The sequence below is a fragment of the uncultured Cardiobacterium sp. genome, from assembly GCF_938028185.1.
Lineage (GTDB): Bacteria > Pseudomonadota > Gammaproteobacteria > Cardiobacteriales > Cardiobacteriaceae > Cardiobacterium.
Genome location: NZ_CALJAH010000135.1, coordinates 1 through 7123, shown reverse-complemented (window position 1 = coordinate 7123; position 7123 = coordinate 1). Strand labels below are relative to the sequence as shown.

General features: G+C 55.3%; 4 protein-coding genes. All 4 read right to left on the bottom strand.

Annotation, left to right across the window (positions count from 1 at the left end):
- A partial coding sequence (fusA, locus tag Q0349_RS04155; protein WP_298079617.1) for an elongation factor G occupies window positions 1-2001 on the bottom strand: 2001 nt, incomplete at its 3' end.
- Between the two features lie 30 nt (window positions 2002-2031).
- Window positions 2032-2502, bottom strand: coding sequence for a 30S ribosomal protein S7 (gene rpsG, locus Q0349_RS04150; RefSeq protein WP_298079616.1), 471 nt, complete (start codon window positions 2500-2502; stop codon window positions 2032-2034).
- 17 nt (window positions 2503-2519) lie between these two features.
- The gene (rpsL, locus tag Q0349_RS04145) at window positions 2520-2894 is read right to left on the bottom strand and encodes a 30S ribosomal protein S12 (protein ID WP_006984585.1); all 375 of its coding nucleotides are present in this window, start codon (window positions 2892-2894) and stop codon (window positions 2520-2522) included.
- A gap of 134 nt (window positions 2895-3028) precedes the next feature.
- On the bottom strand, window positions 3029-7123 hold a 4095-nt coding region (gene rpoC, locus Q0349_RS04140; RefSeq protein ID WP_298079615.1), incomplete at its 5' end, for a DNA-directed RNA polymerase subunit beta'.

Below are 7123 nucleotides of genomic sequence, written 5' to 3'. Positions count from 1 at the left end.
TGAACGTAACGAAGTGGCATAGCCGAACATTTTTGCCAACGGCACTTGAGCGCGAACAATCTTGCCACTTGCTTCATCGTCCATACCTTGAATGAGTCCACGACGGCTGTTCAAGTCACCAATGACATCGCCCATGTATTCTTCCGGCGTGGAAACTTCGACCTTCATCATCGGTTCCAGCAATACTGGTTTGGCCTTGCGCGCCCCCAATTTGAAGCCTTCAGAACCAGCCAGTTTAAAGGCCATTTCCGAAGAGTCCACTTCGTGGAATGAACCATCAAACAGGGTAACCTTGACATCTACTACCGGATAACCTGCCAGTACGCCATTCTGCATTTGTTCTTGCACACCTTTATCAACGGCAGGGATGTATTCTTTGGGAACGACACCACCGACAATGGCATTGACGAATTCATAGCCAAAACCTGGTTCTTGTGGCTCAATCCGCAACCAAACGTGACCGTATTGACCACGTCCACCAGATTGACGTACAAATTTGCCTTCCTGTTCTACGCTTTCACGCAGCGCTTCGCGGTAGGCTACTTGCGGTGCACCCACATTCGCTTCCACTTTGAATTCACGCTTCATGCGGTCAACGATGATTTCCAGGTGCAGTTCACCCATACCGGAAATGATGGTTTGTCCGGTTTCTTCATCGGTGTGCACACGGAATGACGGATCTTCCTGTGCCAGCTTTGCCAACGCCATCCCCATTTTTTCCTGGTCGGATTTGGTTTTCGGTTCAACTGCAACTGCAATAACCGGTTCCGGGAATTCCATCCGTTCCAAAATGATAGGCTTGTTGACATCACATAGGGTTTCGCCAGTGACAACATCTTTCAGACCAACGCAAGCTGCAATATCGCCTGCATAAACTTCTTTGATTTCTTCGCGCGCGTTGGCGTGCATCTGCACGATACGACCAATACGCTCACGTTTGTCTTTAACCGAGTTGAGCACAGTAGTGCCAGCTTCCAGTACACCTGAATAGCAACGGACGAAAGTCAGTGTTCCCACAAACGGGTCGGTAGCAATTTTGAAGGCCAAGGCGGAAAAAGGCGCACTATCATCTGCTTCACGGCTGTCAGTTTCTTCAGTATTTGGGTTAATCCCCTGTATAGCCTCAATATCAACCGGGCTGGGCAGCAGTTCAATCACTTTATCCAGCATTGCCTGAACACCTTTGTTCTTGAATGAAGAACCACAAACAACCGGAACAATCTCGTTATTGATGGTACGTTCACGCAGACCTGCGATGATTTCTTCTTCACTCAGCGCTTCACCACCCAGATATTTTTCCATCAGGGTTTCATTCGCTTCTGCCGCAGCTTCAACCAGTTTTTCCCGTTGTGCTTCGCAGTCGGCAAGTAACTCGGCCGGAATATCAGCATATTTGAAGGTCATGCCTTTGTCATCTTCATTCCAGATGATTTCTTTCATCTTGATAAGGTCAATGACACCCTTGAAGTTCTCTTCGGCACCAACAGGCAACTGCAACGGAACTGGCTGGGCATTTAGCCGGTCTTCCATCTGTTTGACAACGCGCAGGAAATTTGCTCCGGTACGATCCATTTTATTGACGTATGCAATACGCGGAACGCGGTATTTGTTGGCCTGACGCCAAACGGTTTCAGTTTGCGGTTGTACGCCGCCAACAGCACAAAGCACCAAGCAGGCACCATCAAGTACACGCAGGGAGCGCTCTACTTCGATAGTGAAGTCCACGTGTCCGGGCGTATCAATAATGTTAATGCGGTGCTCATCGAACTGTGCGCCCATACCTTTCCAAAAGCAGGTAGTGGCCGCAGAGGTAATGGTAATACCGCGCTCCTGTTCCTGTTCCATCCAGTCCATCGTTGCCGCGCCATCGTGTACTTCGCCGATTTTGTGAGACATCCCGGTGTAGAACAAAATTCGCTCGGTCGTCGTAGTTTTACCCGCATCAATGTGCGCCATAATGCCGAGGTTACGGTATTTGTTAATTGGGGTTTTGCGTGCCATGTGTTTGTTTGTCTCCTTATGGTGAACGCGTTACCAGCGGAAGTGGGCGAACGCGCGGTTCGCTTCCGCCATACGGTGTGTGTCGTCACGTTTTTTGACCGCTGCACCACGATCTTCCAGCGCTTCGAGGAACTCGGCCGCAAGGCGTTGCGCCATGGATTTCTCATTACGCTTGCGTGCTGCTTCAATCAGCCAGCGCATTGCCAGGGCGTTTTGACGAACCGGACGAACTTCCACCGGCACTTGATAGGTCGCACCGCCAACACGGCGGGATTTGACTTCTACCGCAGGACGAACTTTTTCCAGCGCTTCTTCCAGCACTTCAACCGGTTGCAGTTGCTTTTTCTCGGCGGCTTTTTCCAGCGCTTCATAGACGACTTTTTCAGCAACCGATTTTTTGCCGCTGACCATCAGGATATTGATGAATTTCGCCACTACGACGTTTCCAAACTTCGGATCCGGCAGAATCTGGCGAATCGGAGCACGTACTCTTCTTGACATAAAACGGTTTCCTTAACTTATGACTTGGGACGTTTGGCGCCGTATTTGGAACGACCCTGTTTACGGTCTTTAACGCCGGCGGTATCCAGCGCGCCACGCACGATGTGATAACGCACGCCCGGCAAGTCCTTGACCCGTCCGCCGCGGATAAGCACCAAGGAGTGCTCTTGCAGGTTGTGCCCTTCACCGCCGATATAGGCGGTTACTTCGTACTTGTTGGTTAAACGGGTACGTGCAACCTTGCGCATGGCAGAGTTCGGTTTTTTTGGCGTGGTAGTGTACACACGGGTGCACACGCCACGCTTTTGCGGACAGCCCTGCAATGCAGGAACGTTGTTTTTTTCTTTTTGGCGCGTACGCGGGCTGCGCACGAGCTGGTTAACGGTTGCCATGAAATAATCTCTCCAGATTTCTCATAAATTAATTTAAATCAGCGCCTCAACGCCAAAGGTGGCGCATGGTATGCGTCTGCCCCGTTGTTGTCAAGCCCGCCGGTGTCCCGACGGGGCTGGCGCTGCATGATGGCTTACTCGGTGTCGTCAATACCGTCGTCTGGCATTTCTGCTTCAGCCATCACCACTTTTCCGCTTTCGTTTTCGGGTTCTTCTTTGACCATTTCAAACAGCGCCTGTTCTTCCTCGCGGTTGGCGCGACGCTGCTGGTGATAGGCCAATCCCGTGCCTGCCGGAATCAGGCGGCCGACGATGACGTTTTCTTTCAGACCGCGCAATTCGTCGAAACTGCCCAGCACCGCGGCTTCGGTCAGGACGCGGGTGGTTTCCTGGAAGGAGGCCGCCGATACGAAGGACTCGGTTGCCAGGGATGCTTTGGTGATACCCATCAGCACCGGTTCGTAACGCACCGGCAGCTTGCCCTGGGCTTGCAGGCGGTCGTTCTCGCTAAGAACACGCTGCAAATCGACTTGCTCGCCGACGATCAGACGGGATTCGCCAGCATCGAGCACGATTACCTTGCGCAGCATCTGGCGCACGATAACTTCGATGTGTTTGTCGTTAATTTTTACCCCTTGCAGGCGGTAAACGTTCTGGATTTCGCGCACGATGTGTGCCGCCAGCTCCGCCACGCCGCGCAGGCGCAGAATGTCATGCGGGGTCAGCTCGCCATCGGCCAGCACGTCGCCCTGTTTGACCTGTTCGCCTTCAAAGACGTTGAGGCGCCGCCATTTCGGGATGAGGATTTCGATGACTTCATTGTCCTCGGTGCTGATGATAAGTCGCTGTTTACCCTTGGTTTCTTTACCGAAGGAGACGGTACCGGTTTTCTCGGCGAGGATTGCCGGCTCTTTTGGTTTACGCGCCTCAAAGAGGTCGGCAACGCGCGGCAGACCGCCGGTGATGTCCGCAGTTTTGCCGGACGCTTGCGGCATCCGCGCCAGAACGTCACCCACTTCCACCTTGGCGCCGTCGTCCAGGTGAACAATCGCGCCGCCGGGCAGGAAGTAGTTGACCGGGATGTCGGAACCGGCCTGTTTTACCGGCTGCCCATTCTCATCCAGCAGTTGAATCAGCGGGCGCTTGTCCTTGGCGGAGGTAGAGCGCAGCGCGTTATCCATGATGGTGCGTACCGTCAAACCGGTATCGGCATCGGAGGATTCTTGCACGGTGACGCCGTCTTCGAAATCCTGGAAGGCGATGCGGCCGCTCACCTCGGCGATAATTGGGTGGGTGTGCGGGTCCCAACTGGCGAGCAGTTGTCCCTGTTTGACTTCGTCGCCATGCTCAATGCCGAGCGTCGCGCCATAGGGCATTTTGTAGCGTTCACGTTCGTGGCCGTTCTGGTCGATGACCGACAGCTCGCCGGAGCGGGAAACTGCAACCAGTTTGCCGTCTTTGTTGGTGACGGTTTTGATGTTGGTCAGACGCACGGTACCGTTGGTCTTCGCTTCCACCGAACCAACCGCGGCCGCGCTCGATGCCGCCCCACCGATGTGGAAGGTACGCATCGTCAGCTGGGTACCCGGCTCACCGATGGATTGCGCGGCGATAACGCCGACGGCTTCGCCGACGTTGACGCGGTGTCCGCGCGCCAAATCACGGCCATAGCACTGCGCACAGACGCCGTAGCGCGATTCGCAGGTAATGACCGAGCGCACCACAACGCGATCCACGCCCGCGCTTTCCAGCACGGCGATTTCTTTTTCTTCGAGCAGGGTGCCCGCATCCAGTACGACGGTACCGTCTTGATTGACGACCGGTTCGGCCAGTACGCGTCCCAACACGCGGTCACTCAGGCGCTCGACCACATCACCGCCTTCAACCACCGCCTGAATTTCAAAGCCGCGCGTCGTGCCGCAGTCTTCTTCGTTGACGACTACGTCTTGCGAGACGTCCACCAAGCGACGGGTAAGGTAACCGGAGTTTGCGGTTTTCAGCGCGGTATCGGCCAGACCTTTGCGCGCACCGTGGGTAGAGATGAAGTATTGCAGGACGTTCAGCCCTTCGCGGAAGTTCGCGGTAATCGGCGTTTCGATGATGGAGCCGTCCGGCTTGGCCATCAGGCCACGCATGCCGGCGAGCTGACGAATCTGCGCCGCAGAACCCCGCGCTCCGGAGTCTGCCATCATGTACACGGAGTTGAAGGATTCCTGCTTGACGGTTTCGCCGTCGCGGTTGACCACGTCTTCCTGGCGCAGGTTGTCCATCATCGCCTTCGCCAGTTTCTCATTGGCGCGTGACCAGATATCGATGACTTTGTTGTATTTTTCGCCTTGGGTGAGAAGACCGCTGGCGTACTGGTCTTCGATTTCCTTCACTTCGTTTTCAGAGGTTTGCAGAATTTCCGCTTTCGCCGCCGGCACGACCATATCGACGATGCCGATGGAGGCGCCGGAGTAGGTCGCATAGCGATAGCCGGTGTACATCAGCTGGTCGGCGAGGATGACGGTTTCTTTCTGACCAATCTGGCGGTAGCACTGGTTAATCAGGTTAGAAATCGCCTTTTTGTTCATCGCACGGTTAATGAGGTCAAACGACAGGCCTTCCGGCAGGATTTGCGACAACAGCGCGCGGCCAACGGTGGTCTGAATGCGGCGGAAATTTTTGCTGCCGTCTTCAAAGAGGTCCAGACGCACTTCAATTTTCGCTTGCAGGTGTACTTCGCCTGCCTGATAGGCACGCTCCACTTCCTTGATGTCCGCAAAGCGCATCCCCTCGCCTTTCGCGTTGACGCGCTCGCGTGTCATGTAATAGAGGCCAAGGACAACGTCCTGCGACGGCACGATAATCGGCTCGCCGTTGGAAGGCGAGAGGATGTTGTTCGAGCTCATCATCAGCGCGCGCGCTTCCAACTGCGCTTCCAGCGACAGCGGTACGTGTACCGCCATCTGGTCGCCGTCGAAGTCCGCGTTGAAGGCGGCGCAGACCAGCGGGTGCAGCTGAATCGCCTTGCCTTCAATGAGAATCGGCTCAAACGCCTGAATGCCCAAGCGGTGCAGGGTCGGTGCGCGGTTGAGCATGACCGGGTGTTCGCGGATGACGTATTCCAGCGCATCCCAGACTTCCGGCTCGTCGCGCTCCACCATCAGCTTCGCCGCTTTGATAGTCGGTGCCTGTTCTTTTTCAATCAGCTGCTGGAAGATGAACGGTTTGAACAGTTCCAGCGCCATGCGTTTCGGCAGGCCGCATTGGTGCAAGCGCAGGGTCGGACCAACCACGATAACGGAGCGGCCGGAGTAGTCGACGCGCTTGCCCAGCAGGTTTTGCCGGAAACGCCCCTGCTTGCCCTTGATCATGTCGGCAAGCGACTTCAGCGGACGCTTGTTGGAACCGGTGACGGTGCGACCACGACGGCCGTTATCGAGCAGCGAGTCAACCGCTTCTTGCAGCATCCGCTTCTCGTTGCGGACGATGATGTCCGGCGCGAACAGTTCCAGCAGGCGCTTCAGACGGTTATTACGGTTAATGACGCGGCGATAGAGATCGTTCAAGTCGGAAGTCGCAAAGCGGCCGGAGTCGAGCGGTACCAGCGGACGCAGGTCAGGCGGCAGTACCGGCAGCACGTTGAGAATCAGCCATTCCGGTTTGCCGACGACTTTTTTCGGGTCATCCGGGTCAGGGACGAAGGCGTCAATCAGGTTGATGCGCTTCACCAGCCGTTTTTTCTTGGTTTCGGAGGAGGTTTGCTCCAGTTCTTCTTTCAGCGTTTGCAGGATGTCGCGCCAGTCGGTGGTACGCAGGATTTCCTGAATCGCTTCCGCGCCCATCATCGCCTTGAATTCGTGACCGTATTCTTCCACCGCCTGCAAATAGGCTTCTTCGTTGAGCAACTGGTTTTTTTCCAGCGGCGTCATGCCCGGATCGAGGACGATGAAGGATTCAAAGTACAGTACCCGCTCGATTTCACGCAGGGTGAGGTCAAGCAACAGGCCGATACGTGACGGCAGTGATTTCAAAAACCAGATATGGGCGACCGGGGTGGCCAGTTCGATATGCCCCATGCGCTCGCGACGCACGCTGGATTTGGTGACTTCCACGCCACACTTTTCACAAACGACACCACGGTGCTTGAGGCGCTTGTATTTACCGCAAAGGCATTCGTAATCCTTGATTGGCCCGAAGATTTTGGCGCAAAACAGGCCGTCGCGTTCCGGCTTGAAAGTACG

Bases quoted from the DNA above. Each gene is read 5' to 3' on its own strand.
- rpsL (WP_006984585.1), bottom strand. From the start codon at position 2,894: ATGGCAACCGTTAACCAGCTCGTGCGCAGCCCGCGTACGCGCCAAAAA.
- rpsG (WP_298079616.1), bottom strand. From the start codon at position 2,502: ATGTCAAGAAGAGTACGTGCTCCGATTCGCCAGATTCTGCCGGATCCG.